The sequence below is a fragment of the Streptomyces sp. P17 genome (genome assembly GCF_032436805.1).
Lineage (GTDB): Bacteria > Actinomycetota > Actinomycetes > Streptomycetales > Streptomycetaceae > Streptomyces.
This window is the reverse complement of sequence record NZ_JAVRBF010000444.1, coordinates 1-360: the sequence shown is the minus strand read 5'-3', so window position 1 is coordinate 360 and position 360 is coordinate 1. Positions and strand designations below refer to the sequence as shown.

Here is a 360-nt window from a genome sequence, read left to right as displayed (position 1 = left end):
AAGACCTCTGGGGAGGTTTGGCCGACTTTACTGACGATGACTATCTGTTGATGGTGGGCAATCCGGTTCTGTGCGGCCTCGCGACGGCGATTGCCTGCGATGTTAATAATGGACGCATTCGCTTTCTTCAATGGAATGGACGTCAGCAGAAGTACACGCCGGTTGAAGCCCAAGTGTATGAAGTAGACGACGCCTAAAACCGGGGATAATTTACAGTGTTAGAAAAGGAGCACTACTGATGAACGATTATGAACAACTAGCCCAGAAGCCGCTAGGTGATAATATCCTCGCTCAGATTGCCGTCACGGCACGCGATATTCTAGAAGCCCGTGACGATGTCGTTCAGGCCGAAGAAATCCT

The 360-nt window shown here is 50.3% G+C and carries 1 protein-coding gene; it reads left to right on the top strand.

Annotation, left to right across the window (positions count from 1 at the left end; translation table 11 throughout):
* Nucleotides 1–197, top strand: a 197-nt coding sequence (locus tag RMT89_RS41655) for a hypothetical protein (protein WP_315888959.1), incomplete at its 5' end; no start/stop codon positions are given.
* Nucleotides 198–360: the final 163 nt, after the last annotated feature.